Origin of the sequence: Paenibacillus lacisoli, from assembly GCF_030580655.1 — a bacterium.
GTDB classification, from domain to species: domain Bacteria; phylum Bacillota; class Bacilli; order Paenibacillales; family Paenibacillaceae; genus Paenibacillus; species Paenibacillus lacisoli.
The window spans coordinates 162419-188954 of sequence record NZ_JAUQTB010000002.1 but is presented as its reverse complement, the minus strand read 5'-3'; the positions used below and the strand labels follow the sequence as shown (position 1 = coordinate 188954).

General features: G+C 48.4%; 29 protein-coding genes. 25 read left to right on the top strand and 4 right to left on the bottom strand.

The genetic code is table 11. The features are described from left to right. Positions 1 to 10 precede the first annotated feature (10 nt). The 11 genes from Q5741_RS04665 to Q5741_RS04615 all read left to right on the top strand — a co-directional run bounded on the left by Q5741_RS04665 (position 11) and on the right by Q5741_RS04615 (position 10865). Complete coding sequence (locus Q5741_RS04665; RefSeq protein ID WP_305022903.1) at positions 11 to 511, top strand: metallophosphoesterase family protein; 501 nt, start codon at positions 11 to 13, stop codon at positions 509 to 511. A 33-nt stretch (positions 512 to 544) separates the two neighbouring features. Beyond that, the gene (locus Q5741_RS04660; protein WP_305022902.1) at positions 545 to 1393 is read left to right on the top strand and encodes an acyl-[acyl-carrier-protein] thioesterase; all 849 of its coding nucleotides are present in this window, start codon (positions 545 to 547) and stop codon (positions 1391 to 1393) included. A 155-nt stretch (positions 1394 to 1548) separates the two neighbouring features. Then, positions 1549 to 2850 (top strand): aldehyde dehydrogenase, encoded by a 1302-nt coding sequence (locus Q5741_RS04655; RefSeq protein WP_305022901.1) that lies wholly within the window; start codon positions 1549 to 1551, stop codon positions 2848 to 2850. 414 nt (positions 2851 to 3264) lie between these two features. Continuing rightward, positions 3265 to 3966 carry a metal ABC transporter ATP-binding protein gene (locus tag Q5741_RS04650; RefSeq protein ID WP_305022900.1) on the top strand — a complete coding sequence of 234 codons (702 nt, stop codon included), beginning with the start codon at positions 3265 to 3267 and terminating at the stop codon, positions 3964 to 3966. Beyond that, positions 3912 to 4787 carry a metal ABC transporter permease gene (locus Q5741_RS04645; RefSeq protein WP_305022899.1) on the top strand — a complete coding sequence of 292 codons (876 nt, stop codon included), beginning with the start codon at positions 3912 to 3914 and terminating at the stop codon, positions 4785 to 4787. The genes Q5741_RS04650 and Q5741_RS04645 overlap by 55 nt, the downstream gene beginning before the upstream one ends. Positions 4788 to 4794: 7 nt before the next feature. After that, positions 4795 to 5757 (top strand): metal ABC transporter substrate-binding protein, encoded by a 963-nt coding sequence (locus Q5741_RS04640; protein ID WP_407074321.1) that lies wholly within the window; start codon positions 4795 to 4797, stop codon positions 5755 to 5757. Positions 5758 to 5845: 88 nt separating this feature from the next. After that, on the top strand, positions 5846 to 6073 hold the full coding sequence (locus Q5741_RS04635; RefSeq protein ID WP_305022897.1) for a hypothetical protein: 228 nt from the start codon (positions 5846 to 5848) through the stop codon (positions 6071 to 6073). 216 nt (positions 6074 to 6289) lie between these two features. Further along, positions 6290 to 6892: a nitroreductase family protein gene (locus Q5741_RS04630; RefSeq protein WP_305022896.1), complete on the top strand. Its 603-nt coding sequence runs from the start codon at positions 6290 to 6292 to the stop codon at positions 6890 to 6892. A gap of 154 nt (positions 6893 to 7046) precedes the next feature. After that, positions 7047 to 8030, top strand: coding sequence for a quinone oxidoreductase family protein (locus tag Q5741_RS04625; protein WP_305023326.1), 984 nt, complete (start codon positions 7047 to 7049; stop codon positions 8028 to 8030). A 168-nt stretch (positions 8031 to 8198) separates the two neighbouring features. After that, positions 8199 to 9125 carry an NAD(P)/FAD-dependent oxidoreductase gene (locus Q5741_RS04620; RefSeq protein ID WP_305022895.1) on the top strand — a complete coding sequence of 309 codons (927 nt, stop codon included), beginning with the start codon at positions 8199 to 8201 and terminating at the stop codon, positions 9123 to 9125. A 156-nt stretch (positions 9126 to 9281) separates the two neighbouring features. Beyond that, on the top strand, positions 9282 to 10865 hold the full coding sequence (locus Q5741_RS04615; RefSeq protein ID WP_305022894.1) for a sensor domain-containing diguanylate cyclase: 1584 nt from the start codon (positions 9282 to 9284) through the stop codon (positions 10863 to 10865). 84 nt (positions 10866 to 10949) lie between these two features. Here Q5741_RS04615 and Q5741_RS04610 read toward each other — a convergent pair whose 3' ends face one another. The 3 genes from Q5741_RS04610 to Q5741_RS04600 form a co-directional block, all read right to left on the bottom strand. Next, complete coding sequence (locus Q5741_RS04610; RefSeq protein WP_305022893.1) at positions 10950 to 11294, bottom strand: DUF3243 domain-containing protein; 345 nt, start codon at positions 11292 to 11294, stop codon at positions 10950 to 10952. Positions 11295 to 11520: 226 nt separating this feature from the next. Continuing rightward, a complete protein-coding gene (locus tag Q5741_RS04605; RefSeq protein ID WP_305022892.1) occupies positions 11521 to 11820 on the bottom strand; it encodes a hypothetical protein in 300 nt (99 codons plus the stop codon). A 199-nt stretch (positions 11821 to 12019) separates the two neighbouring features. Next, entirely contained in the window at positions 12020 to 12343 is a 324-nt protein-coding gene (locus tag Q5741_RS04600) for a winged helix-turn-helix transcriptional regulator (protein ID WP_305022891.1), read from the bottom strand. A gap of 298 nt (positions 12344 to 12641) precedes the next feature. Here Q5741_RS04600 and zwf point away from each other — a divergent pair, with 298 nt between their 5' ends. From zwf to Q5741_RS04545, 11 genes are all read left to right on the top strand, one after another. Continuing rightward, positions 12642 to 14144, top strand: coding sequence for a glucose-6-phosphate dehydrogenase (gene zwf / locus Q5741_RS04595; RefSeq protein ID WP_305022890.1), 1503 nt, complete (start codon positions 12642 to 12644; stop codon positions 14142 to 14144). An 89-nt stretch (positions 14145 to 14233) separates the two neighbouring features. After that, positions 14234 to 15127 carry a phosphogluconate dehydrogenase (NAD(+)-dependent, decarboxylating) gene (gene gnd / locus Q5741_RS04590; RefSeq protein ID WP_305022889.1) on the top strand — a complete coding sequence of 298 codons (894 nt, stop codon included), beginning with the start codon at positions 14234 to 14236 and terminating at the stop codon, positions 15125 to 15127. Between the two features lie 145 nt (positions 15128 to 15272). After that, positions 15273 to 15941, top strand: coding sequence for an SOS response-associated peptidase (locus Q5741_RS04585; protein WP_305022888.1), 669 nt, complete (start codon positions 15273 to 15275; stop codon positions 15939 to 15941). After that, complete coding sequence (locus tag Q5741_RS04580; protein ID WP_305022887.1) at positions 15929 to 16132, top strand: hypothetical protein; 204 nt, start codon at positions 15929 to 15931, stop codon at positions 16130 to 16132. The genes Q5741_RS04585 and Q5741_RS04580 overlap by 13 nt, the downstream gene beginning before the upstream one ends. Before the next feature lie 118 nt (positions 16133 to 16250). Continuing rightward, positions 16251 to 17708 (top strand): amidase family protein, encoded by a 1458-nt coding sequence (locus tag Q5741_RS04575; RefSeq protein WP_305022886.1) that lies wholly within the window; start codon positions 16251 to 16253, stop codon positions 17706 to 17708. Between the two features lie 2 nt (positions 17709 to 17710). After that, positions 17711 to 18940 carry an MFS transporter gene (locus Q5741_RS04570; RefSeq protein ID WP_305022885.1) on the top strand — a complete coding sequence of 410 codons (1230 nt, stop codon included), beginning with the start codon at positions 17711 to 17713 and terminating at the stop codon, positions 18938 to 18940. Between the two features lie 35 nt (positions 18941 to 18975). Beyond that, on the top strand, positions 18976 to 19425 hold the full coding sequence (locus Q5741_RS04565) for an OsmC family protein (RefSeq protein WP_305022884.1): 450 nt from the start codon (positions 18976 to 18978) through the stop codon (positions 19423 to 19425). A 66-nt stretch (positions 19426 to 19491) separates the two neighbouring features. Then, positions 19492 to 20580 (top strand): lactonase family protein, encoded by a 1089-nt coding sequence (locus tag Q5741_RS04560; RefSeq protein ID WP_305022883.1) that lies wholly within the window; start codon positions 19492 to 19494, stop codon positions 20578 to 20580. Positions 20581 to 20711: 131 nt separating this feature from the next. Next, positions 20712 to 20870, top strand: coding sequence for a hypothetical protein (locus Q5741_RS04555; RefSeq protein ID WP_305022882.1), 159 nt, complete (start codon positions 20712 to 20714; stop codon positions 20868 to 20870). Between the two features lie 115 nt (positions 20871 to 20985). Further along, positions 20986 to 21672 carry a Na-translocating system protein MpsC family protein gene (locus Q5741_RS04550; RefSeq protein WP_305022881.1) on the top strand — a complete coding sequence of 229 codons (687 nt, stop codon included), beginning with the start codon at positions 20986 to 20988 and terminating at the stop codon, positions 21670 to 21672. 121 nt (positions 21673 to 21793) lie between these two features. Beyond that, the gene (locus Q5741_RS04545; protein WP_305022880.1) at positions 21794 to 22183 is read left to right on the top strand and encodes a response regulator; all 390 of its coding nucleotides are present in this window, start codon (positions 21794 to 21796) and stop codon (positions 22181 to 22183) included. On the opposite strand, the gene Q5741_RS04540 is transcribed toward Q5741_RS04545, so the two are convergent. Next, on the bottom strand, positions 22184 to 23134 hold the full coding sequence (locus tag Q5741_RS04540) for a C40 family peptidase (RefSeq protein ID WP_305022879.1): 951 nt from the start codon (positions 23132 to 23134) through the stop codon (positions 22184 to 22186). It abuts the gene before it with no gap. 288 nt (positions 23135 to 23422) lie between these two features. Here Q5741_RS04540 and Q5741_RS04535 point away from each other — a divergent pair, with 288 nt between their 5' ends. From Q5741_RS04535 to Q5741_RS04525, 3 genes are all read left to right on the top strand, one after another. Beyond that, entirely contained in the window at positions 23423 to 23947 is a 525-nt protein-coding gene (locus tag Q5741_RS04535) for a hypothetical protein (protein ID WP_305022878.1), read from the top strand. A gap of 171 nt (positions 23948 to 24118) precedes the next feature. Continuing rightward, a complete protein-coding gene (pepF, locus tag Q5741_RS04530) occupies positions 24119 to 25921 on the top strand; it encodes an oligoendopeptidase F (RefSeq protein ID WP_305022877.1) in 1803 nt (600 codons plus the stop codon). Positions 25922 to 26051: 130 nt separating this feature from the next. Continuing rightward, the gene (locus Q5741_RS04525; RefSeq protein ID WP_305022876.1) at positions 26052 to 26528 is read left to right on the top strand and encodes a MarR family transcriptional regulator; all 477 of its coding nucleotides are present in this window, start codon (positions 26052 to 26054) and stop codon (positions 26526 to 26528) included. Positions 26529 to 26536 lie beyond the last annotated feature (8 nt).

Genomic DNA, 26536 nt, shown 5'->3' with positions numbered 1-26536 from the left:
GGAGAATGCTGTGAGAATAGTGGTCGTATCGGACACCCATATGCCTCGCATGGCCAAACAGCTGCCTGCCCATCTCATCAGCGGGCTCAAGGGTGCGGACCTGATACTTCATGCCGGGGATTGGACCGAATGGAGTGTTTATGAGCAGCTGTCTGCTTATGCACCTGTACACGGAATTGCGGGTAATAATGACCCGCGAAGCATCGTAGAACGACTCGGGTATCAGACCATTATTGAAGCGGCCGGCAGGCGGTTCGGCATCGTACATGGACATGGAACCCGCGGCACTACGGAAGGCAGGGCTGTAGCGGCATTCGCCGGTGAGCAGGTGGACTGCATCATCTACGGGCATTCCCACATACCCGCCAAGTCTCTTCAGAACGGGGTTTGGGTGTTCAACCCGGGTTCTCCGACAGACCGGCGCAGACAGAAGAAATATTCCTACGGAATCATAACGACGGATCAGGATGGGCTCAAATTAACTCATCACCTGTATGATAGCAAGTCTTAATGCAGGATTAGGCAGCTCAGGAGGTGTAAATACATGCAGCATCATACGGAATCTGAGATCTTAAGCAGTACTAAGGATGGCGGAGACTTGTCAAAGGACGGCAAAGACTTTACGGGGCAGGAGACAGCGGGTACAGCATCCATCAGGTTATGGAATGAACAGCATACCGTCAGTTCCAGTGACAGCGATTACGCTGCACGCTTGAAGCTGTCTGTGCTGCTGGATTGGATGCAAAATGCAGCGGATGCTCATCTGGAATCGATGGGACACCCTTCAGAGGAGCTGATCCGTCAGGGATTGGGATGGATGCTGCTGACGATGGAGATTGACCTAAAGTATACACCCGTCAATCAGGATCAGCTGAGCCTTGAAACATGGAGTAAAGGAACGAGAGGCGTTGCATGGTTGAGAGATTATCGTATTCGAAGCCAGCAGGATGAGCCCATCATCTCAGCCAAGACGGTATGGTCTCTGGTCGATATTCACAAGCGAAGAATCCTTCGTCCTTCCGCACTTCCATTCGAAGTGCCTGTAAACCCTGAGCTGTCAGAAGGACCACAGCCGGAGAAGGTATCTATTCCGGAAGGGATTTTGCTGCGGGAAGCCTATACGTTCACCATCAGATACAGCGGAACAGATATGAACGGACACCTCAACAATGCCCGCTATGGCGATCTCTGTTACGATGCATTAACACCTGAAGAACTGGACCGACAGGCGCTTCGAACATTCCGGATCTCCTATTTGAACGAAGCACAGATGGGAGAGGTGATCCTGATTGAACGTTCGGAGACGCAGGACGACAAGATCTGGATCCGTGGAACCGGTCAAGATCAGCGAATTCTCTTTCAGGCTCTCATGGTCATGAAAGAAGAAGCGTAAGAAGTACACCTTTCATTTGAGAAAGGCCACAGCCGATGCTGTGGCTTTTTTAATTGTTTGAATTTGTATGTTGATAGTTTCATAATGATAGTCTATAATTCTATTTATATTTTAAACAATATAATTTTTAAAAACATAAATTGGAGATGTTAAATATGGATAACGCTCAACAGCTTGTTGCCAAACAGCGTGAATTTTTTAATAACGGTTACAGCAAGAATATTTCTTATCGAATCCAGGCCCTCAAACAGCTGAGACAGGGAATTGAAAATTATCACCAGCGTATTCTGAACGCACTGCGCGCTGATCTGAATAAATCAGAAGCTGAAGCCTACGGTTCCGAGATCCGGATTGTGCTGGGTGAACTCGATTTTGCCCTGGAGCATCTTGAGGAATGGGCAGCGCCTCGTTCGGTGCCTACAGCAGCATTCATGCCGGACGGCATCAGTACAATTTATCCAGAACCCTATGGCGTGGCATTGATTATTGCGCCTTGGAATTACCCGTTCCAGCTGGGATTCGGACCGCTGATCGGCGCCATAGCAGCCGGCAACACGGCAGTCTTGAAGCCGTCCGAATTGACGCCGGAGGTATCCCGCCTGACCTATGATCTTATCCATGAGGTATTCCCGGAAGAATATATCGCGGTGATGGAAGGCGAAGTTGAAACCAGTACCGCCTTGCTGAATGAAAAATTTGATTATATTTTCTTCACAGGCAGCACAGGAGTCGGCCGTATTGTCATGAAGGCGGCAGCGGAGCATCTGACACCGGTAACGCTGGAGCTCGGGGGGAAAAGTCCGGCTATCGTTCATCATGATGCAGATCTCCAGCTCGCCGCTCAGCGCCTTGTACGCGGTAAATTTCTGAATGCAGGCCAAACTTGTGTTGCTCCAGACTATTTGCTGGTGCATAAGGATGTGAGGGATGAGCTGCTTCATTTGATCCGAGATGAAATACAGGACAAATTTGGGGATGATGTGCTGCAGAACGCAGACTTCCCGCATATCGTTAATACTCGTAATTTCGACCGGCTATCAGCTTTCCTTGAAGGCTCCGATGCTTTGATTGGCGGACGTTCGGTACGGGAACAGCTGTTGATTGAGCCAACGCTGTTGGGTGGCGTTGACTGGAATTCGCCTGTTATGCAGGAAGAAATTTTCGGCCCTATTCTCCCTGTGATCAGCTACACAGATCTCAACCCGCTCCTGGATGAGATTGTTCGCCGTCCGAAGCCGCTGGCCCTGTATCTGTTTACAGAGGATGAAGAACTGCAGAAACATGTATTAGGCAAAGTCTCCTTCGGCGGAGGCTGCATCAATGATACTTTGTCCCATATGACCTCACATTATCTGCCGTTTGGCGGGGTGGGAGAGAGCGGAATGGGCTCTTATCATGGACAGCAAAGCTTTGAGGTCTTTTCTCATCATAAGAGTATCCTGAAACGCCAGGCCTAAAAGATACAGAGTGATCACAGTTGGAAAAGCCGGACAGTAGTTGAACTGTCCGGCTTTTTTGCATTTGAGTGGTGTAAATGAAAGCTCGTTGACAAATAGGCCTGACATCGATATGATAGTAATCGTAAAATTTACTAATTAAGTTCGGGTTAAACTCGAGAAATTCGAGGTATTACCACATATTTGCTGAACTTTTCCTTAAGGGAGAAATATAAGAGATTTGCTGCACCGTCTAAAAAAGGGCGGAATTCAGCAAAATAAATATCATAGTCTCAACTTGATTAATAGTAATTTTTACGATTAATTTCCGGAAAAGGATTGACACTCCTGCAAATGGGGGATTACAATGCGGTTATGCCGCTTAATTGTAATTATTACGATCTATAGCGGTCATACAAAGGGGACGTACGATACATGTTGGTAACATCCATGAGGGACGTGACGTTCGGCTACGGCGATACACCAGTGGTTGAACAGGTGTCACTCGATATTCATGCAGGAGAGTTTGTCGGCATTACCGGCCCAAACGGGGCTGCCAAGACGACGATGATTAAATTAATGCTGGGATTGCTCAAGCCGTGGACGGGCAGTGTTCAGCTCGGTCAGGCTCTTAAGGGGAAATCTGCAGTAGGTTACGTGCCGCAGCAGGTAGCCTCGTTCAACAGCGGTTTTCCCAGCAAGGTCATTGAACTGGTTCGTTCAGGCTGTTATGCGAAACTGGGGCTTTTCCGCAGATTCACACCGGAAATGGATAGACTGGTAGAGACCAGTCTGAAGCAGGTGGGGATGTGGGAATATCGTGACCGCCGCATCGGTGATTTGTCCGGCGGACAGAAGCAGCGGATTTGTCTTGCCCGGGCTTTTGCACAAGAGCCGGACGTACTGGTTCTGGATGAACCCGCTACAGGAATGGACAAAGAGAGCCGGATGGGGCTGTATGAGCTGCTCCGTCACAATGTGACTGGGCATGGAAGAACGGTTATCATGGTAACCCACAGCCTGGAAGAGACAGGGCCCTTCCTCGACCGATTAATTACTCTGGAACGGAAGGAGCAGGAGGGATGGCAATGTTTGATTACGAATTCATGCAGCGCGCATTTTGGGCCGGAGGCCTGATTGCGGTCATCGGCCCGATTCTGGGCGTGTACCTCATGCTGCGCCGGCAGGTGCTGATGGCGGACACACTGTCACACGTTTCACTTGCCGGTGTTGCCCTGGGAACCTTTTTTGGCATCAATCCTACATTGACCGGTTTTCTGGTCGCCATACTGGCAGGACTGGTGATTGAACAGATGCGGCGTACATACCGGACATACAGCGAGGTGCCGGTTGCCATCATGATGACATCCGGACTTGCCTTCGCTGTCGTGTTCATGAGTCTTAAACAAAACAGCAGCCGCAGCTTCAGCTCTTACCTATTCGGTTCTATTGTCGCTGTCAGCACAACCCAGCTTATTCTGATCGCCTGTGTAACGGTTATCGGCCTGATTTATTTTTCCGTACTCCGTCGTCCCCTGTACAGCTTGACCTTTGATGAGGAGACTGCCCAGATCAGCGGAATCAAGGTGCGAATGTTGTCCTTCTCGTTCGCGATTCTTACCGGGATGACCGTGTCGGCGGCGATGCCGATTGTCGGTGTACTGCTCGTATCTTCGCTGATGGTTCTGCCTGCAGCGCTTGCGCTGCGGATTGCCAGCGGCTTTACAGCCACCGTACTTATCGCAATTGCTCTGGGGATGGTCGGTATGTTCGGAGGCCTCACAACTTCGTATTATATCGATACGCCTCCGGGTGGTACGATTGCGCTGATTCTGCTTGCATTCCTCCTTATAGGTATCGCGGTGCAAAAGCTGGTTAACCGGCTGCGCCGCAAAAATAACATTCCTTTGCGAGAGCCAAGCCGCTCTCATGAATATACAAAGGATAACAGGAGATGAATGAATGTTGAGAATGTGGACCGCAAGTGCTGCACTTATCCTGACAGGAGCTGTTTTGCTCACAGGCTGCGGCAATGACAAATCAGAGGGAAAGACATCCGGCAGCGGAGAAGCCAAGCTTAAGATTGAGACGAGCTTTTACCCGATGTATGAATTTACCAAGCAGGTAGCAGGAGATCTGGCGGATGTAGAATCGCTGATTCCCGCCGGCGTGGAGCCGCATGACTGGGAGCCCTCTCCCAAGGATATAGCCAAGATTCAGGATGCGGATGTATTCGTATATAACGGGGCCGGTCTTGAGGGCTGGGTTGACCAGGTGCTCAGCGCAGCCGATGGCAGCAGCTTGACCGTCGTGGAGGCCAGTAAAGGTCAGGACATGATGGAAGGCACGGAAGAGGAAGATCATGAAGCGGAAGAAGCCGGTCATGATGATCACGATCATGGCGGTCTGGATCCGCATGTATGGCTGTCACCGGTTCGTGCCGTACAGGAGGTCCGGGCGATTGAGGCGGCTCTGGGGAAGGCAGATCCGGACAACAAGGAGACGTACAAGGCGAATGCGGACGCTTACGCAGCAAAGCTGGGACAGCTGGACCAGGAATTCAAGAGCGCTTTTGCCCAAGTGAAACGCAAAGACTTTATTACACAGCATGCTGCTTTTGGTTATCTGGCCAAAGATTACGGTCTGGAACAGGTACCGATTGCGGGCTTGTCACCGGAGCAGGAGCCTTCGGCAGAGCAGATGGCGGGCATTGTTAATTTTGCCAGGGAACATAAAGTGAAGACGATTTACTTCGAGACACTGGTGACTTCCAAGGTAGCGGATACGATTGCCAAGGAGGTTGGTGCAGAGACGGCTGTGCTGAATCCGTTGGAAGGGTTAACCGATGAAGAAAAGGCGCAGAATCTGGACTATATCGGGGTCATGAAGCAAAATCTGGAGGCTTTGAAAAAGGGCTTGAATCAGTGAAAAGGCCCGGATATGTTCAGATACATGTTTAGTCTCGCCGTCAAACAGGTATAAAGAAGGTAAGACTTCTGTAAAAGGAGGAATTACCATGGCCCACAATGACGAGAAGGCACGCAAGCTGGATCAGCTCGGCAACCGGGATCATCCAGAGCAGTATCCGACAGATGAGGAAAGCTTATTTGACCGGTTCGAGAGCGAGCAGAACGTAGACGCAATCCCGATGGAAGATCTGAAAATGGAGCAGCGCGAAGAGAAACACGGCGAAGAGACGAAACATCAATCTTCCAGTGAAAATAAATACAAACCGCAGGTATAATGCAGCCTTCAAGACGTCCGGCATAGCCGGATGTTTTTGGAGGTTGTTTTTTTGCCTTAAGCGGACGAAATGCTTGCTGGTTATGAAATATTCCTGATTTCTGTATAGAGTTTGTTTAAATCAATAAAATAGATAAGAGAAGTTCTTGACTAATTAAGCTGTGTAATATATATTTAGTTACGAAAAGTATGTTAGTAAATTTAAGGAGGAAATATAATGGCTAAAGATTTTTTGACTGCCCTGAAAGAAAGACGTTCTTACTACGGAATCAGCAAGGATATTACGGTATCTGACGCACGTATTCAGGAAATTGTGGAAGAAGCGGTGAAATATACACCGACCTCTTTCAACTCCCAGACTTCCCGTGCGGTTGTACTTCTGGGTGAACAGCATGACAAATTGTGGAGCTTTACAGAAGACATCCTTCGGGATATTGTAGGGAACGCAGAGGCTTTTAAATCAACTGCTGATAAAATGGAAAGCTTCCGCAGCGGCTACGGAACGATTTTGTTCTTTGAAGACAACAATGTCATTGCCCAGCTTCAGCAGGATTACGCTTCCTATGCCGATAATTTCCCGATTTGGGCTAATCAGTCCAACGGCATGCTTCAGCTGGTTGTATGGACCCTGCTTGAGCAGGAAGGCCTGGGAGCATCCCTGCAGCATTATAACCCTCTCATTGATGAGAAGGTGAAGCTGGAGTGGAGCATTCCCGAAAACTGGCGTCTTATCGCTCAAATGCCGTTCGGTAAACCTACCTTCGAACCAGGTGAGAAGGAATTCCAGCCGATTGAAGAGCGTGTCAAAATCAAGAAGTAACAAATCATAACGCTTCGGGCCAAGCCCGGGGCGTTTTTTTGCTGTCCTCCTTTAAAAATCGAAAAAGAAAAAGTTTGTTGATTTCCACAATTAGTATATAATCGAAACAGAAATGGAACTTCGTTTTATAGAATGAAACAAGAGGGTGATTGATATTAAAGCCATTATTGTCGAACAGTTTGGATCAATCGAAAATATGAAATATGTCGACGTTGAGATCCCTTCAATACGTCCAAAACAAGTCTTGATTCGTGTAATGGTGACCAGTGTTAATTTTGCTGATGTTAAAACGAGATATGGCAACAAAGGGCAAGGGAAACTTCCATTTATTCCTGGACTGGAGGCATCGGGAATCATTGAACAAGTTGGAGATGAAGTAACTTCCTTGTCTGTAGGTCAACGAGTGTTGGCGTTTCCTCAAAACGGTTCTTATGCAGAGTACATGGCTGCAGATGAAAATTTAACTTTTGCGATTCCTGATTCTATTAGTTTTGAGGTTGCGGGTTCATGTGGTATTGTTACATTTTTGTCTTATAAACTGCTTGCTGACGTAGCTAAAATACAAGTTGGGGAACAGGTTCTTATTCATTCTGCCTCTGGGGGAGTAGGAACAACAGCTATTCAAGTTGCAAAAGCGTTAGGTGCAAAAACGGTCATTGGAACTGTAGGTAACAATTCAAAAATTTCTGTGGCGTTAGATGCGGGTGCCGATGCAGTGATTTGCTATACCAATGAGAACTTTTCACAAAAAGTGAATGAATTAACCCATGGTAAGGGTGTCAATATTATATTGGACTCCATTGGCGGAAAAATATCAGAGCAAAGCATGAATTGTCTATCTAAATATGGACGCTTGGTTGTATTCGGGAATTCAAGCGGAGCATATGGACAATTCCAAACAAGTGAACTCCATTCAAGTTGTCGTTCTGTTCTTGGGTTTAGCCTGGGAACAACAAGGAAAGAGCAGCCAGAAGTACTTAGGGATACTTCATTACAAGTATTCCGGATGTTAGAAAATGGGCAGGTTACGATTAAAATCAGTCAGAAATTTTCCTTGAAAGATGCTCCGTTAGCCCATCAATTTATCGAAAGCAGGAATAGCACGGGAAAGGTTTTATTGTATATGGAGAACACCTAATTCCAGATGGAAAGACTTGTGTGAGACGGGAAGAGATAAATTGCACATGAAATGCTGGAACACAATAAAAAATATGAAACTAGTCCGCGGAAAAGTTTGAAAACCGTTCAGATGTTTACATAAATTGTGTTACAAGAAAATAGTAAGTACAGAGAATGGAGGAAAACCATGCCTTACCAATATGATTGCATTATCATCGGCGGAGGAATTGCAGGACTTCAGGCAGCTATCCAACTGGGGAGATATACCGTTCACAAAGTGCTCGTGATTGACTCGGGTTATGGAAGATCTACGCTCAGCCGAAATTATCATAATATTCTCGGATTTCCTGACGGAATTTCCGGACCTGAGCTGCGGCGCAGAGGGAAAGAGCAGGCGCTGAAGCATAACATTGAATTCGTCGAAGGCAAGGCGGTTAAGGCGGCAAAAGAAGGTGATGGCTTCGTCATCAGTCTAGAATCCGGTGCACAGTACACGTCGGCCACACTGCTGCTGGCAACAGGGCTTACCGACCGATTTCCGCCGCTTCCCGGCCTGGTCGAGACGCTGGGCTTGTCAGTCTATGTGTGCCCGGACTGTGACGGTTATGAGATCGAAGGTAAGCGTACCGTTGTGATGGGATCCGGCAAAGCTGGAGCCCATATGGCCCTCATTCTCTCGGCCCGGACCCAGGAGCTCATCTATGTCAATCACGAGGGAACTGAGATCCCTGATGACTTGATGCACTCTCTGAACGAAGCCGGGATTGAGTATATCGAAGACCCCATCCGGGAAGTGCTGACAGAGGGAGACGGCCAGATCAGCGGGCTGACCTTGGCTTCAGGACGCCGATTGGATGCGGAACAGGGATTCATCGCTTTCGGTCACAACCACGTCCACAGCGAGCTGGCAGAGCAGCTGGGTGTGGATCTGCTTCATAATAAGCATATTGAAACAAATGCCCGCAGCAAAATGACAAATGTTGAAGGGGTATGGGCGGCAGGCGATATCGGGGCTCACTCCGAGCAGGCGACTGTAGCCATGGGCGAAGGAAATATGTCGGCGATCTGGATTCATAAGACATTAACCAAAATGAAGGAGAGCATGAAGTCTTAGTATCCCATAATGCGTACAAATCAGGTATAATGGAGAACAGTTTCCCCGGAAACTGTTCTTTTTTGAAACATCTAAAGGAAAGCTGTCATAAGATGTCGAATCTTTTGCCAGAGAAGCTGTGTACAATTACGATTATGAGATAGATGAGGTGCTACCTTGCATTCCTATAGGCCGAAGTTACTGACATTACGGCTGATTATCAGCCTGCTGGTCGTCAGTGCTGTCATATTAGCGCTTATTATCAGCCTGATGGCTGCCATTGAAGGGAACCGCAACTCCCTTGTATCCAGTTATCTGGTAAGTAATTACCAATATGCCCAGAAGGTTTCGGCCAATACGGCCGAGCTGCTCGATACCATGCAGGAGAATCTGGAATCCATCGCTGCCGTCGCCAAGCGGGATGGAGAGATCCGGGAAGAATACCTTGGGGACCTCTTTATGGGTAACAAGCAGTATTTCAATTCATTATTTGTCGTAGACAATCAGCGGATTATCAAGGCTATAACACCGGGGACGACGGGGGTGTCAGTTGGCGGAAAGCTAAACTCCAAAGCAAGTGAGGAAGCAAACCTGTCGAAGCGTCCCTATGTATCCAAGCCTTATATATCTAAGACAGGCCGTCTGATCATTCTGGTTTCGGTACCAATTCTGGACAACGAGGATCGCTACAAAGGGTTTGTTGGCGGGACCATCTATCTGGAGGAAAACAACTCGCTCAACCGGACACTGGAGGAACACTTTTTTGGCAATGGTTCTTATGTATATGTGGTGGATTCCAGTGGACGCCTGATCTACCACCCTGACAGTTCCCGTATCGGCGAAGATGTCATCAGCAATGAAGCTGTACGCCGGGTAACGATGGGACAGAGCGGGTATTTACAGATATTAAATACCAAAGGGGTTCCCTTTTTTGCCGGTTATGCCTTTGAGAATGTTACCGGATGGGGGATCATCGCGCAGACGCCTGTATCCGTCATTGATAAACCTTTATACCAGCTGCGGATCCGCCTTATTTTGCAATCCCTGCCGTTCCTGGGTTTAATTATGCTTGTGGGCTGGTGGGTAGCACACCGCATTTCCAAACCGCTGCATCAGCTGGCCGAATATTCAAGTCAAGCGACGGGCAGCCGCAAAGAAAATACGGTTTCTATGCCGGAAATCTATTCTAGAACCTATGAAGTGAATTTGTTATACGAGAGTATGCGCTCCGCATTTACACAAATTGATACCCAAATCGAACTGCTGAAGACCGAGAACCGGATTGACGGGCTTACAGGCTTAGCCAACCGTAAAACGTTTGACGTTGTGCTAAAGGAATGGACGGACTCAGACCGGCCGTTTGCGCTTATTTTACTGGATATTGACCGCTTTAAGATTGTCAATGACACGTACGGTCATCTGATCGGCGATGATGTTCTCCGTACGCTGGCCGAGGTAATGGTGAAAAATTCGGTAAAAGGGCAGCTGTCGTTCCGTTATGGTGGCGAAGAATTTGCCCTGCTTTTGCCGTGCGAGGAGCGAAGCTGTGGGCTCAAGGCTGCGGAGAAGCTTCGCAAGGCAATCGAACAACAGAAGGGACCTGCAGGTAAACCCGTAACCATATCATTAGGGGTTGCCATGTACCCTCAGGACGGGCTGGAAATGGAGGCGCTGATTCATGCTGCGGATCAGGCTATGTATGCCTCCAAGGCGGCTGGACGGAACCGGACTACGATCTATGACCATCAAGTCCATGCATAGCTGAAGAAGCCTGCTCAAAAAGGATGTTCCCATGGGAACATCCTTTTTGAAATGCTGCAAAATTTTATTATTATATAAACCGACTTAATCAGCAGCTTGAGCCAGTTTAACCAGAAGATGAGCCAGCTTATGCTGTTCTTCTTCGGTTCCGACCTTCCACAGTTCCTGAAGTACTTTCTCCTCACGGTTACGAGGCTCTTCATTAGCAGCAAGATAGCCTGCAACCTTCTGGGCTACCTTAGCCAGCTGCTCTTCGCCCAGACCGATACTCTCACCGATCGCGATCCGTTTGTTCAGATAGGATTTGAATTCGTCAAAGCTCTGCAAGATTTCGTCTTTGCGACCGGCATCCATGCGCTCGATGGTGTTATCCACCTTGTTCAAATCAACTTCCCCGTCTTTATTCACCACATGTTGTTGTTCAGCCATTTTCATTCTCCTCCTTTAATATCATGACAGATGATAGTTTCACTTTCGGAAATTACGATATAGAATGTGCCAATTGGTCTCGATGTACTCTTCGTTGATGAATCAATTGGACTCAATCATTCTGTATTGCAATCTGTTATGTTATTAACCTTGCGGCAGAGCTTGAAACTTTGGCTTCACAAACCGATATAAGATTTATCCATCGGAACAGCATGACTAAGCCATATCAGAGTCGGAAACGATCGATTTGATGCATCATGCCTTCCTGCAGCAGAACCTCCCGCTGCTTGCTGCCCATCAGGTCGAAATGAGGGTATGCATTACGTTTATGGATATAGCGGGGATCCAGCTTGTGCTCGAGGCACCAGGCCGTTAATTTATCCAGATCGGCACAGCCCACCTTCGTCACGGAAGTAACACCCGGAAACCGTTCATCCATCCAGTAATGAGTCAGAAATGCAATTTGGCCTGAGGCAACGTTTTGTTTCCACGTATCTAATTCCTCCCGGTTAATTCCAAATGCCATAATGTCTTCATTCCAATCTTTGGTGAGATGCTTGGTGGCGCATAGACCGCCGTCAAATGGTCAACCGTATATGGTGAAATCCATTTGTCAATACGGTAACCGGTATTTGTTTCTCGAAATAATGACAACTTACACGAAAAAAAACGGCGGCAAGCTGTAGAACAAGAGGCGGGTGATAAATGTCATTGCATTACAGGTTTCATAACCATTTCTCGGCCCATTCCACGACATTGTTCAGAGCATTGCCAAGCTCCTTGCCCTTACGGGTTAAGGAATATTCGGTACGAACAGGACGCTCTGCGATCACATTGCGGATGATGATACCCAATTCCTCAAGCTCCTTGATCCGTTCGTTAAGCATACGCTTACTAAGATCAGGAATATAGGCGTTAATCTCGCTGAAGCGCTTGGGTTCGTCCATCAGGCTGTGGATAATGGGCAGCGCCCATTTTTTGCTGATCATTTGGTACGATTGTTCGACCTTGCGGCACATGAGTTTTGACTGCTGCTTGTCGCCATCCATCGTCTTTTCCCTCTATTCATTTTGGTTATCTTTTGTTAACAGGTTACCTTATTATAACTTCAAACGAAAAAGATTGCCATGCAGTATCATTTTCAAGAAAATGGAATTCACCCCACAAATAATAACATATAAAGCGCTATCATTAAAGGATAAAACGCTATCATGAAAAGTTCGATATTTTTTTCACAAAATAGACATTTTTTTGTTGACGAATTTGTGCCAATGGGTGTAATATGGTTACGATATTTTATCGGGTAACTAAAAATAACCTTAACTCTCTGGGAAGAAGGAATAACGCATGGACTCAATGACTTTTGTATTGTTTGGTGCGACGGGGGATCTTGCTAAAAGAAAGATTTATCCCGCCCTATATAACCTGTACGTGGATGGAAAAATCCCGGCTTCATTTTCTGTAATCGGTCTTGGCCGCAGAGAGCTGTCTGATGCTCAATTTCAAAGCAATGTGGATCAGTCACTGACTGATTTCTCCAGACGCCTGTCTGATGACACTGCACAGCGTGAACAGTTCGTTAATGCTTTCCGTTATTGCTCGCTGAACAATGCTCATCCTGAAGATTATAAGAAGCTGCTTGACCTGGTAACTGCCCGTGAAGAAGAACTGAACATTCCTCAGAACCGTTTGTTCTACCTGTCGGTAGCACCGGAATTTTTCGATGTCATTGCATTGAACATCAATGAGAGCGGGCTTGGTGATACTACAGGCTGGAAGCGTCTGATCATCGAGAAGCCGTTTGGCCATGACCTCGAATCGGCCCGCGAGCTGAACACCAACCTCAGCAAAGCATTTGAGGAAGATGAAATTTTCCGTATTGACCATTATCTCGGTAAGCCGATGGTACAGAACCTGGAAGCTCTGAAATTTGCGAACCCGCTGATGCAGGGCATCTGGAACAACAAACACATTGCGAACGTTCAAATTACAGCTTCCGAAACGGTGGGTGTTGAAGATCGTGCCGGATACTATGACACTTCTGGTGCCATCCGTGACATGATTCAGAATCACATGCTGCAAATGCTGATGATGACGGCGATGAGCGAACCGAAGCAGGTTACTGCGAAGGATATCCGCGCTTCCAAGCGCAAGGTTATTGAAGCTCTGCGTCCGCTGGATGAGAAAAGTATCCAGACTGACATCATTCGCGGCCAATACAGTGCCGGTGAAATGAAAGGAACTCAGGTTCCTGGATACACTTCCGAGCCAGGTATTGGACCAGATTCTCATAACGATACATTTGTAGCAGCACGCTTGTGGATTGATGACGAGCAATGGAAAGGCGTTCCATTCTACATTCGCACAGGCAAACGCATGCATGAGAAGTCGACTCGCATCGTAGTTCAATTCAAAGATGCGGCGAATAATCCTTATGCAGCCAATCAAGAAGAGATTGTTCCTAACCTGCTGGTTATTAATATCGGACCGGACGAAGGCGTAAGTCTTCAACTGAACAGCAAAAATCCGTTCAACGACGGTAAAATCGGAACGATCAACATGAACTTCTCCGCCAGCCAGAAAGACGTACCTGAAGCTTATGAGCGTCTGATCTTTGATGCTCTACGCGGTGATTCCACCTTCTTCGCACACTGGAACGAGGTTGAATTGTCCTGGCAGTGGGTACAACCTGTACTGGAAGCTTTTGAAGCTAACCGCGTAACCCTGCATCACTATCCTGCAGGCTCCAACGGTCCTGAAGCTTCGGACAACCTGGTTGCTGAAAATGGTTTTACCTGGTGGCTTGACGAGAAGAAGGCCTCTGCTGCGAACGTGGCAATCCACGTTTAATTTAGAGCCGGAACCGCTCGTCGTAGTAACCTGATTATATACAAAGCTTTAAACAAATGAATCAAAGACAAAGTAGGAGGCATAACAACATGCAACTCGGACTAATCGGACTTGGAAAAATGGGCTTGAACCTTGGTAAAAACCTGATCGACAACAAACACGAAGTGGTGGCATTTGACGTGAACCCTTCCGCTGTTGAAGAAATGGCAGCATACGGCGCTAAAGGAACTTCCAGCATTGAAGAAATGACCAGCGCTCTGCAATCTCCTAAAATTGTATGGATCATGGTTCCTCACGGAATTGTTGATAATGTTATTGAGCAAGTAAAACCGTTCCTGTCTGAAGGTGACATCATCATCGAAGCAGGTAACTCCCACTACAAAGAATCCATCGCTCGTTATGAAGCACTGAAACCATCCGGCATCAGTTTCATGGACGTAGGTACTTCCGGCGGTATGGAAGGCGCTCGTAACGGCGCTTGCTACATGATCGGCGGCGATGCTGAAGCTTGGGCTATCGTTGAGCCAATCTTCCGCGACACAGCTGTTGAGAATGGTTACCTGTATGCAGGTAAAGCCGGCAGCGGTCACTACCTCAAAATGGTTCACAACGGTGTCGAATACGGCATGATGGCAGCAATCGGGGAAGGATTTGAAGTTCTTGAGAAGAGTAACTTCGACTTCGACTACGAAGCAGTAGCACGCGTATGGAACAACGGTTCCGTTGTTCGTTCTTGGCTGATGGAACTGACAGAGCGTGCATTCTCCAAGGATGCAAACCTGGACGAAATCAAAGGGGTTATGCACTCTTCCGGCGAAGGCAAATGGACAATTGAAGAGGCGCTTGATCTGCAAGCCGCTACTCCGGTTATCGCTATGTCCCTGCTGATGCGTTATCGTTCCCTTGACACAGATACGTTCAACGGTAAAGTTGTAGCAGCTCTGCGTAACGAGTTTGGTGGACACGCTGTTGAGAAGAAGTAATAACGATAAGTAAAAAAGGTGAAAATCCCCGCTTGGCTTAGGCTTCCGGGGATTTTTCCATGTCTGGCGCGCTGGCATGGCTCTCCATTCCTGTATGAAATCGTCTTTCATGACGCACAATATGTGGAAAAAGGAGGCAGTGCTTATGTGCAACCGCTATTCACTCTCAGCCGATCTGGATGATATCCGCAAGGAGTTCGGCATCCGCCGGTCCATGTATTATTACAAAACCCGTTACAACATGAGTCCGACTCAGCATATTCCGATGATTATGCATCAGGAAGGGGAACGGGTGCTGGACGAGTTCCGTTGGGGGTTTGTGCCCTATTGGGGTAAGGATTGTGTCCATGCAGACCTGCAGACCGTACACCGTAATCCGACCTATCGCAAAATGGTGGAGACGCGCCGCTGCATCATCCCTTGTGACGGTTTGTATTACCGGCGCTGGCAGGGTAAACGCAGTTATATGACACGTGCGGTTCGGCCTGACGGCGGTATGTTCGCCATCGCTGGCCTTTATGAGGTCTGGTATGACAGCCGAAAGGAGCCGATGCGGACCTGTACGATGCTCATGGCGCCGGCTAATCCGGTCATTGCGGAATTTAATACGCGGATGCCGGCCATTCTTCAGGGCAGGGAGCTGGAACAGTGGCTCAATCCTGCTGTAGACTCTCTTGAGGAGCTGCTGCCGCTGCTGCGGAGTGATGAACAACCGATGAGACTGTACCCGGTAACACCGCTCGTCGAGAATGACAGCCATGATCATGAGGAATGTGTACAGGAGATGGATTTAAAACAGGCTTGGGTAAAATAAAAAGTCATGAACAAGCTCAGTCCCCCATACGTTTAAATTGGGGAACGAAAAGGCTCATCCGGGGAGAGGAGGAACGGCCGAGGAAGCATGAACGGGATGGAGGCGAGGCTATGAGTGTAGATACGCTCATTCAGCTGCTGGTGCTCATCGTTATGCTGATCGGTTTGGGTTCCAGGTCCGGCAGGTCATAAGTTCCTTGGAGCGGGGGTGCGCCATGTCGGCGCGCTTCCGTTTTTTTTGCGTTAGTAGTCGCCTGCGTTCGTGACTTGCGTTACAATCGGTTTATTACACGATAAAGGAGACGCATTCATGGACTTTTCGTTAGAAGAACCCACCATTCGGGACTTGCAGGCAGCCATGTCGGATGGCGAAATAACTTCCCGGCAGCTCACGCTGGCTTTCTTGTCACGCATTGCCGAGCTTGATAAAGCCGGTCCTAAGCTGCACGCCGTTATCGAATTGAACCCGGAAGCCGTATTTATCGCACAACAGCTGGATGCCGAGCGTTCCATGAACCGGGTGCGCGGACCGCTTCACGGTATACCGATTCTTCTCAAGGATAACATCAACACGGGGGATGCCATGCATACGAGCGCAGGCTCATTGGCGCTGGCAGATTCTTATGCTCCTTCCGATGCTGAACTCGTTAAGAGGTTGAGACAGGCAGGGGCCGTCATATTAGGCAAGACGAATATGACGGAATGGGCAAATTTCATGTCTGAAGGCATGAAGAACGGATACAGCTCACGCGGCGGTCAGACCCTCAACCCTTATGGCCCGGGGACGCTGGACGCTGGCGGGTCGAGCACAGGGTCGGCGGTGGCTGTGGCAGCAAATTTCTGTGCAGCTGCCATAGGGACTGAGACGTCCGGATCCATCTTGAATCCGGCCTGCCGGAATCATATTGTCGGGATCAAGCCGACGCTGGGCCTGATCAGCCGCAGCGGAATTATTCCAATTACATACACGCAGGATACAGCTGGACCGCTGGCTCGTTCTGTGGAGGATGCGGCTATCCTGCTGGGCATTCTTGCGGGAAGCGATCCTCGAGATGAAGCTACACTTGCAGCCTCAGCGTGCGAGGACATTCCGCAGGATTATACCCCTTTTCTTAAGGAAGATGGCTTGATGGGCAAACGGATTGGCGTGAACCGTGCTTACATCGAAGAGCTGGACGAAGAAGAGCGCAGGATGCTGGATGGGACCTTGGAGAAAATGAGGGAGGCTGGCGCAGAAATCATCGAAGGAACCGATCTTCCTCATATCTCCGAGGATGCGACTGTACTGCTCTACGAGTTCAAGTCAGCGCTGAACCGGTATTTATCCCAGCTGGGTCCGCAGGCAGTCAGAAAGACGCTGAGTGATATCATTACATTTAACCTTCAACATTCCGATGAGGCTTTGAGGTATGGACAGACCTGGCTCGAGCGCGCTGAACAGGAAACGTCCGGTACATTAACGGAGGCAGCCTACTGGCGGGCCCGTCAGAGGGATTGGAAGGCAGCCAGGGAAGACGGCATAGATCGGCTGATCGCCGAGCATCAACTGGATGTCATTCTATGCCCCGGCGTGACAGATTCACCCGCTGTGGCCGGTTACCCGGCTATCATGATTCCGGTGGGCGTTCGTGAGGATGGCATGCCGTTCGGCATCTCCTTGACTGCCTCAGCATACAGCGAGCCTTTGCTGATCGAAGCTGCTTATGCGCTGGAGCAGCTGCTTCCTTCCCGGCGGCCGCCGGTATTACATACAGGAGAGGATAACTGAATATGAGTACTATCTCTTTGATGCGTGAGCCCAAGCAGCGTAAGCTGCTCTTCAGCGCAGGACTGAGCTGGCTGTTTGATGCGATGGATGTAGGAATGCTGTCCTTCATCGTGGCCAAGCTGGCCCATGACTGGAGTCTGAATCCGCAGCAGGTAGGGCTGCTGACGGCGATTAACTCGATTGGCATGGTGTTCGGCGCCTTTTTTGCCGGGGCCTTTGCGGACCGTTTCGGACGTAGACTCGTCCTTCTCTGGACGCTGATTATTTTCTCGGTGGCTACAGGCCTGTCTGCGCTGGCTGCAGGATATACTGTCCTGTGCATTCTGCGATTCATTGCGGGTTTTGGTCTGGGAGGGGAACTGCCTGTCGCCTCAACCCTGGTATCCGAATCTGTCCCCGCAGCTTCCAGAGGCCGGGCTGTCGTTCTGCTGGAAAGCTTTTGGGCCGGGGGCTGGATTCTGTCTGCATTGATCTCATTCTTTGTCATCCCGCGTTATGGCTGGCAGATCGCATTTGCCATCGGTGCCCTGCCCGCACTGTACGCCATTTATTTAAGAAGAGCCATTCAGGACCCGCCGCGGTTTGAACGACAAAAAGTTAAGCGGCTGTCCTTCTCGGAGCGTCTAGCCGGGGTCTGGTCCAAGCCGCACCGGCGTACGACGGTGATGTTATGGATTCTGTGGTTTACCGTGGTATTCTCTTACTACGGGATGTTTCTGTGGCTGCCTTCGGTCATGAACCATAAGGGGTTCAGTCTTGTCAAAAGTTTCGAATACGTTCTGATCATGACCATAGCCCAGCTTCCCGGTTATTTTACGGCCGCTTACCTGATAGAGAGAGTGGGCCGCAAATTTGTGCTCATCACGTATTTAGTGCTTACTGCCGTAAGTGCAATCTGGTTCGGTAATGCGGAGAGCGCCGGATCACTAATTGCAGCCGGGATCTGTCTTTCGTTCTTTAATCTTGGAGCGTGGGGCGGGATGTATGCCTATACCCCTGAACTGTATCCGACTTCGGTTCGTTCAACCGGTGTCGGCATGGCGGCCTCCTTTGGCCGTGTGGGCGGCGTTATAGGACCTTATCTGGTGGGCTGGATGATTGGCGGCAGTATCGGCATCAATCATATTTTTCTAATGTTCTTTGTTACAATATTGATCGGTGCAGCTGCTGTATTGTTCCTAGGTAAAGAAACGAAGGGACTCGAATTAACGGAAGAATTGGGGACGGAATGAGGGTATCCCCGACGAAATGAAATGGAGGGATCAGCATGAAACACCCTTTTCTGCTCCAGGCGGTATGGAATGGGGGACGCAATAGTGAGGGTCAGATCGAAGCAGGCCAGCTTCGGACCCGAATTTCTATTCCAAAGGAAATGGGAGGTCCCGGTACAGGCACCAACCCGGACGAAATGCTTCTGGGTGCCGCAGCAACCTGTTATATCATTACCTTGGCGGCGATGCTGGAACGCTCCGGCATATCGGCAGAGTCCCTGACGCTCGAGTCTGAGGGAATCGTTGATGTGACCAACAATATTTTCACGTATGAGAGCATCAAGCATAAGCCCCTTATCGTCCTGCCAGCCGACGCGCCGGAGGAAATTCTGACAAAGGCAGAGCTTCTGGCACATAAAGCCGAAAGTTCCTGTATGATCTCTAGAGCGATTGCAGGCAATGTAGCTTTGGCCTCCGAACCGAAGATCATCCGTGCCGAGGGCTAGTCATGCATGAACGGTTACCCAGGCTGACGAACAACTATAATTCAACTACAATTGGAGGAATACACAATGACAACGAACACACAGCGTTTGCTCGTATTTGCAGGCTCCTATGCCGAAGCTGAAGGCAGCGGCGTATATTCATATTCTTTTGATGAGCAGTCTGGACAACTGACACTGCTTGATCAAGTAGACGGGTTGAAGAACCCGACGTTTCTTAATGTAGACGTGAAGGGCGGACGTCTGTATTCGATCGCGGAGACAGTATCGGCGGAGGGTGCCAAAATTGGCGAAGCGGCAGCTTATGAGATTCATCCGGACACCGGCAAGCTGACTTTCCTGAACCGTGCCAATACAGTGGGGGCACCTACCTGTCACATTCAGAGAGACCCAAGCGGCCGTTTCCTGATCGTCGTCAGCTATCATGGCGGTATGGTAGGCCTGCTCTCCATTACGGAGAATGGCGGCGTGGGAGAACTCCTGGATGTACAGCAGCATGAAGGACACGGTACCCATCCAGAGCGTCAAGACCGTCCGCACCCTCACTCCTCTTTCTTCAGTCCGGATGGCAAGTTCCTGTTCGTGCAGGATCTTGGTCTTGATCTGATTGTGAAATATGAACTGGATGCCGAGAACGGCAAACTGCTCCGCAGAGGGGAGACCAAGCTGCATCCGGGGGCAGGCCCGCGTCATCTGGCATTCCACCCGAATGGAAAATGGGCTTTCGTTATTAATGAAGTTGACTCTACGGTGACATCCTTTGCATACGACGCTGAGAGCGGCAGTCTGACAGAGGTTCAGACAGTACCAACCCTGCCGGAAGGATTTGAGGGAGAGAATACTTGTGCGGAAATCACGGTATCGAAGGACGGAGCATATCTCTATGGTTCCAACCGCGGCCATGACAGCATTGTGGTCTATGCCATTGACGGGAACAGCGGCAAGCTGAGTCTGGTCGAGCATGTCTCCACAGAAGGTGGACACCCACGTCATTTTGCTCTGACGCCGAACGGTAAATACCTGCTGTGTGCAAATCGTGATGCTAATAATATCGTAACCTTCCAGGTGAATCAGACGACAGGCAAGCTGACCTTCAGCGGCGCTTCTGTTACGGTATCCAAGCCGGTATGCGTGCAGCCTCTTTCTTTTAATGTATAAGTGTAATACGGTTAAATAGGTATAGAAACAGACAAAAGGCCGGGATTTTTCCCGGTCTTTTGTCTATGTTGGGATATGTTCATCCGGAATGGGTATACATTAAATAAAACCAAGCAAGGGAGCGAGCAAAAATGAAAATCATCATTAGCCAACAGGAAGCGGTTGATCGTGGTATATGGCCGGAAATCATGCAAATGTTCGGACTGGATCAGAACGATGATGTCTGGCAGTCAGAAGAATTTATTCTCACCGAAGCTCAGGCGCAAAAGGTAGGTCTGCTGCCACGCTGACAGATGATCAACCAAGCTATACATAATTATACAGGTGCTCGTCGATTACAAAATAAATTGATCAGGGGTATGTAATTAGCTTCACGGTAGTTTATAATGGAAGGAGTGATTCCACTTGAACTCTGTAAATCAAACCAATCATATATCCAGCTTTACAGCAAGGCTGCTGAGAGAACGCTTCGGCAAGGGACCTGAGTCTGTTCAGGTGTCGCTTAGTCACAATTGTATCAGCCTGCATTTCCGCAATTTTATGAACCCGGTAGAGCAGCACCTCATTAATGAAAAGGAAGAAAAAGTTTTCCGCAGAACGCGAGAACTGTTAATGAAATCACTTCTTCCGGAGTTAACTGTTTTTATGGAACGGGAGTTAGGGGTTGTGATACGGGAGCTGTATTACGATTGGGGAATTCACCATACCAATGGCATGATTGTTGCTCTGCTGGATGAATTTCACTTGGAGAGCAAATACAGCGAAGATTACCCGGGCCGAAATGAGATTCATGCCAAAGTCATCGATGTGAGCGAACGGGTCCAAAAGGCCCCTGAACGAATGGATTCATGGTGGGTCAATCCGAAGACATTGATCATCTACAGGCAGGGAATTTTACTGCTGCTGGAGAAGGAAATGATCTCGATGGGTTACGACCTGGAACTGAAGACAGCCAAGCGAAAGCTGGAGAAGCAATTTCTGGTAGAGGCTGCTGCTGACCCTTTGGTGAGCGGCAAGGAGATGTCCGATGTTTTTGTGGATTGGGATTTCGAACGGGATCAGAGTATTATCGCGTATACTTTTGTATCCTGATAGAACTGTATAATAGAATTGGTAGCAATGAACTGGATATCCTAAGGATGAGCCAGACATAAGCCAAAGAAAAGGACCTTCGTCCCTTTCTTTGGTTTTTTTATTTTTAAGGGAGGAAACCGTGGAAAACTTAGATGAATATAGTATTTTATGCGTAGAAGATAATGAGCTGAATATGACGCTGATCCGGTATGTGGTCCGGAAAATGCCAGGCTTCAAACTCCTGGAGGCCAGAACCGCTGAAAAAGCGATCCCTTTGGCAATGCAACACCAGCCGGATCTTATCCTGATGGATATTTCACTTCCGGTCATGGATGGATATGAAGCACTGGCCCTCTTGAGAGCCAATCCGCTAACCCAATACATACCTGCTGTCGCAATCAGCTCTTTTGCCAGTCAGAGTGACATCCGTAAAGGGCTTCAGGCCGGTTTTGAGGCCTATTTTACGAAGCCTGTTGATGTTAAAGTGCTGACCCGGTACCTGTATAACATTTTGGGAAGAAACGCTTAATTAAATGACATCCCGCATAGACAGTATTTTGCCGTGCCAATATCCGGTGTCCAAATCGTTGACCGTAACCCCAGGCTCTCCCCAGGTATGAATAAACTTCCCGTTCCCCATATAGATACCAACATGCCCAGGTATGCGGTCATTCTGAAAACGACCGGGTACTGTAAAGAAAATCAGATCTCCAGGCTGCAGCTGATTCCTGGACACTTTACTTCCCACACCCGCCTGTTCACGCGCGATCCGCGGGAGATCAATATTAAAATGTGAGAAAACATGCTGGGTAAATGAGGAACAGTCGAAGGTGCCATCTTTCTCATAACTGCCGGCGCCAAAATCATACGGAGTACCCATGAATTTTTTGGCATAATCAACCAGTGCAGAGCGATCTGTATTATTCGTTGCATGGTACGGGCGTGAAGGCACTGCTTCTGCTGACTCTCTCCCAGAATGAGGCTGCTTCGGTTCAGCCTGGCTCGGTGCCGGCTCGACAGGTCCGCCGCGTACTTCTCCGGATTCAAGGGTGCCTGTTGCCATATTCCAGTGCACAGGACGCTCCAGCAGTTGTTCAAGTGAAGCCTCAGACATCATCAGTTCATTACCGGATTGAACAGGTGCTTCCGGAAGTCTGATTTCCCGGCCGCCTGCTTTGGCCTGTAATGATCCGGCCTTGCATTCATAAGCGGCATCTGTGTAACCGGCTTTAGCGGTACCCTGATGCTCCTCATAGCGGAGTCCTAACGAACGGAAAGCCTTGGAAAGAGGGACAAGTCCGCTGTAAGTCGGTGTTTGTGACTGCATGGTCAAATGCTGGGAAGAACGGGTCTCGAGACGATTCTGCGGCGGCGGCATCGCAGTGTTATGCTGCTTGGATGTACCGCTGCATCCGTTAATCAATAAAGGCATCGTACTCATCAGACTTACAATCAGTGTTGCAGTTATTTTTTTTCTCATAATCAGGCACTCTCCGTTTTGGATAAGATGTTGGTAACAGTGTGTGTATTCTGAGAGTTAATATTCTGCCTTTTTTTAACGCAGTTCTTAACAAATGATTGCAAGTTATTTACATTACTGAAACCCTTTCCTGCGGTTTTTCATTTATAGTTGGACTATAAGCAGCAGAGATGCTGACGCATAATTTTATCGTTTTTTCATCTGTAAATCAGGTTAGGTCTGATATATACAGGGTAATGACTTATTAAGCGATGTTACAGGTAAAACTCGGCAGGGGAGAGATGGATTATGATCAAAACAACATGGAAACTGACACTCTTTACATTATTAATCGCCCTTATGACTGCTTCTGTGGCAACTGCACAAGGTGAAGAGCCCGGCAAAACAGCCGCTGTTCAGACAACAGCCGAGCATCAGACTGTTTTCATTAATCAGTTGATCCAGGACAACGGAGAACTCTACATAGACAAAGATCCTATTCAATGGTACGAAGGGGCAGCTGCAGACAAGGCATTCAAGGAGAATGAACCTGATAATGAACTGGATGGAGCACCAGATGGTTACTATATTGTCAATACGGCACAGGATCATGATAAGATTAAAGTTGCACCGGACGCCAAGGTGCTAATGCAGATTTTTGACCATACGGGCAAGGTAGAAGATGTGGATGTCAAATGGAATGAAGTCATTTCACTCGCACAGTTTGAGGCAGCCTATCACAAAACAGCTGTTCTGGATTTAAGCCAATTTCCATATCATCTCACCATTGAGAATGGGGTTGTGACTGAGATCGTTCAGCAGTATATTCCATAAGCTTGAAGTCACAAAAGCCGGTAGCTGCGCTATCCGGCTTTTGTTATGTTTATTTTTAGGTACTTGTTACAAAAAGAGATGATTATGTTAAAATAATTTTATTGATAATTAATTTTTAATGTGGCACAGAGGTTTTAACCATTTTGGCAGATAACCAAAGGAGGAGTTCGAATGGCTAAGCTATTAAACCGTTCTGAAGTAACAGAGGCTTCAACCTGGAATCTGAATGATCTCTTCACAAGCAAGGAAGCGTGGGAGAAGGAATTGCAGGCCGTACAGGAGGATGCTGCCAAGCTGCTGCGCTTTCAAGGTAGGCTGGGCGATGGTTCACATGTATTGCTGGAACTGCTAGAGGAGCAGGGTTCCCTGCAGGAGCGGATTGGCAAGGCAGCAAGCTATGCCAATCTGAGACAATCCGAAGACAGCACAAATCCAGAGAATTTGATGGTATCCGCCCGTGCAGGTGATGTACTGTCCGGAATAGCGTCTTCATTATCTTTTATCCATTCTGAAATTCTCTCCCTGCCGGACGGGACAATGGAGTCCTATCTGGAGGAGGAAGAGGGATTGGCCGATTATAAGAGATTTCTCGGTCTTCTGCTTCAGAATAAAGCGCACCGGCTCAGCCCGGAAACAGAGAGTGTGCTCGCTTCATTAGGAGAGGTATTCGGCTCTCCCTACCGTATTTATCAGCGGGGCAAGCTCTCTGATATGACGTTCGATGAGGTGGTCGATGGTGAAGGGAATCCGGCCCCGGTATCGTTCTCCCAATATGAGAACAGCCACGAAATTTCACCGGATACGGAGCTTCGGCGGGCTTCCTTTGCTTCTTTTGGACGGACGCTGCATAAGTACCGTAATATAATTGCTGAGGCTTATGCTACAGAGGTCAAGAAGCAGGTTGTTATGTCCCGGCTGCGCGGCTATGAATCCGTGACCGAGATGCTGCTGCAGCCGCAGCAGGTAACCACAGGCATGTATAGCAATATTCTGGACATCATTCAGCAGGAGCTGGCTCCCCATATGCGCAAGCTGGCGGCATTGAAGAAGCGTGAGCTCGGTCTGGAAGAGCTGTATTTTTGTGATCTGAAAGCACCACTGGATCCGGACTTTAACCCTGAAGTTACATATGAAGAAGCCTGCAGTACCATTGAGAAGGCGCTGGCTGTTATGGGTCCGGAATACAGCGAGATTGTTCAGCACGCGTTCCAGGACCGCTGGGTGGACTATGCAGAGAACATCGGTAAATCTACGGGTGCATTCTGTTCCACCACTTATGGCATGCATTCCTATATTTTGATTTCATGGGCGAACAACATGCGCGGGGCTTTCACATTAGCACATGAAGTAGGTCATGCAGGCCACTTGATGCTGGGGGCCCGTTATCAGAAGATTGTGAACTCACGGCCTTCAACCTACTTTATTGAGGCTCCTTCCACTTTAAACGAACTGATTCTGGCGGATTATCTGCTGGCTCAGTCTGAGGATCCGCGGATGCGCCGTTGGGTGATTCTGCAGCTGCTGAATACGTACTATCACAACTTTGTGACCCATCTGCTGGAAGGCGAGCTGCAGCGGCGTGTGTACAGTCTGGCAGAGAAGGACGTACCGATTACGGCTCAGAAGCTCTCTGAACTTAAGGGCGAGATCTTATCCTCCTTCTGGGGAGATGAACTGGTACTGGATGAAGCGGCGAAGCTGACCTGGATGAGACAGCCTCATTACTATATGGGATTGTATCCTTATACTTATGCGGCAGGTCTTACTGCTTCGACTGCAGTAGCGCAGTCTATCCGCAAAGAAGGCCAGCCTGCGATCGACCGCTGGCTGACGGTGCTGAAGGCAGGCGGCAGTCTGAGTCCGCTGGATCTGATGAAACAGGCTGGCGTGGATATGTCTGATCCGCAGCCGATCCGCGAGGCTGTTGCTTACGTAGGCTCGCTGGTCGATGAGCTTGTTTCCTTATATGAGTAATTCGTAATGATCAATAGGGTTTTGAAACGAATAATTGACGTTTCAAAACCCTATTAATGTGTAATACTGTCCAAATGATCTTGAATATGTCATTATTAATATGATGCACCAAGGGACAGGAGGAACGTTCATGAACAAAAAAGACCAGGTATTAAATGATTTCAGAGACTTGTTTAACAAGATGGTTTGGCTTAACAAGATGAAGTTGGAAGAGGGGCTTAAGGGTTATAAACCTTCTGAAGTCCATTGTATCGAATATATTGGAAGAAATGCAGATTCCAACGTGACCAAACTTGCAGAAGCCTTTTATATGACTAGAAGTGCCATCAGTAAGCTTACTAAGAAGTTAATAGAAAAGGGACTTATTGAAAGTTACCAGAAACCGGATAACAAAAAAGAAATCTATTTCAGACTTACTGAGCAAGGAGAAGCAGTTGACAAGGTTCACTCGGAGCTGGACAAAGAATTCCAGGAGAGGGATCAGGTCGTTTTTGAGCAGGTCACCGAAGAACAATACGACAATATGCTTCGCTTTATTCAAAGGTACAGCAGGCACTTGGATGAAGAAATTAGAAAACAGGGTGTAGACATCAAACTGGAAAAATGAATAATGAG

Excerpts from the sequence above, each read along its gene's own strand:
- Q5741_RS04645 (WP_305022899.1), top strand. The coding sequence starts at position 3,912 with ATGGCAATGTTTGATTACGAATTCATGCAGCGCGCATTTTGGGCCGGA.
- Q5741_RS04535 (WP_305022878.1), top strand. The coding sequence starts at position 23,423 with ATGATCAAAACAACATGGAAACTGACACTCTTTACATTATTAATCGCC.
- Q5741_RS04570 (WP_305022885.1), top strand. The coding sequence starts at position 17,711 with ATGAGTACTATCTCTTTGATGCGTGAGCCCAAGCAGCGTAAGCTGCTC.
- Q5741_RS04660 (WP_305022902.1), top strand. The coding sequence starts at position 545 with ATGCAGCATCATACGGAATCTGAGATCTTAAGCAGTACTAAGGATGGC.
- Q5741_RS04620 (WP_305022895.1), top strand. The coding sequence starts at position 8,199 with ATGCCTTACCAATATGATTGCATTATCATCGGCGGAGGAATTGCAGGA.
- Q5741_RS04555 (WP_305022882.1), top strand. The coding sequence starts at position 20,712 with ATGAAAATCATCATTAGCCAACAGGAAGCGGTTGATCGTGGTATATGG.
- Q5741_RS04525 (WP_305022876.1), top strand. The coding sequence starts at position 26,052 with ATGAACAAAAAAGACCAGGTATTAAATGATTTCAGAGACTTGTTTAAC.
- Q5741_RS04575 (WP_305022886.1), top strand. The coding sequence starts at position 16,251 with ATGGACTTTTCGTTAGAAGAACCCACCATTCGGGACTTGCAGGCAGCC.
- pepF (WP_305022877.1), top strand. The coding sequence starts at position 24,119 with ATGGCTAAGCTATTAAACCGTTCTGAAGTAACAGAGGCTTCAACCTGG.
- Q5741_RS04605 (WP_305022892.1), bottom strand. The coding sequence starts at position 11,820 with ATGGCATTTGGAATTAACCGGGAGGAATTAGATACGTGGAAACAAAAC.
- Q5741_RS04540 (WP_305022879.1), bottom strand. The coding sequence starts at position 23,134 with ATGAGAAAAAAAATAACTGCAACACTGATTGTAAGTCTGATGAGTACG.
- gnd (WP_305022889.1), top strand. The coding sequence starts at position 14,234 with ATGCAACTCGGACTAATCGGACTTGGAAAAATGGGCTTGAACCTTGGT.
- Q5741_RS04650 (WP_305022900.1), top strand. The coding sequence starts at position 3,265 with ATGTTGGTAACATCCATGAGGGACGTGACGTTCGGCTACGGCGATACA.
- Q5741_RS04630 (WP_305022896.1), top strand. The coding sequence starts at position 6,290 with ATGGCTAAAGATTTTTTGACTGCCCTGAAAGAAAGACGTTCTTACTAC.
- Q5741_RS04655 (WP_305022901.1), top strand. The coding sequence starts at position 1,549 with ATGGATAACGCTCAACAGCTTGTTGCCAAACAGCGTGAATTTTTTAAT.
- Q5741_RS04610 (WP_305022893.1), bottom strand. The coding sequence starts at position 11,294 with ATGGCTGAACAACAACATGTGGTGAATAAAGACGGGGAAGTTGATTTG.
- Q5741_RS04600 (WP_305022891.1), bottom strand. The coding sequence starts at position 12,343 with ATGGATGGCGACAAGCAGCAGTCAAAACTCATGTGCCGCAAGGTCGAA.
- Q5741_RS04635 (WP_305022897.1), top strand. The coding sequence starts at position 5,846 with ATGGCCCACAATGACGAGAAGGCACGCAAGCTGGATCAGCTCGGCAAC.
- Q5741_RS04565 (WP_305022884.1), top strand. The coding sequence starts at position 18,976 with ATGAAACACCCTTTTCTGCTCCAGGCGGTATGGAATGGGGGACGCAAT.
- Q5741_RS04560 (WP_305022883.1), top strand. The coding sequence starts at position 19,492 with ATGACAACGAACACACAGCGTTTGCTCGTATTTGCAGGCTCCTATGCC.
- Q5741_RS04585 (WP_305022888.1), top strand. The coding sequence starts at position 15,273 with ATGTGCAACCGCTATTCACTCTCAGCCGATCTGGATGATATCCGCAAG.
- zwf (WP_305022890.1), top strand. The coding sequence starts at position 12,642 with ATGGACTCAATGACTTTTGTATTGTTTGGTGCGACGGGGGATCTTGCT.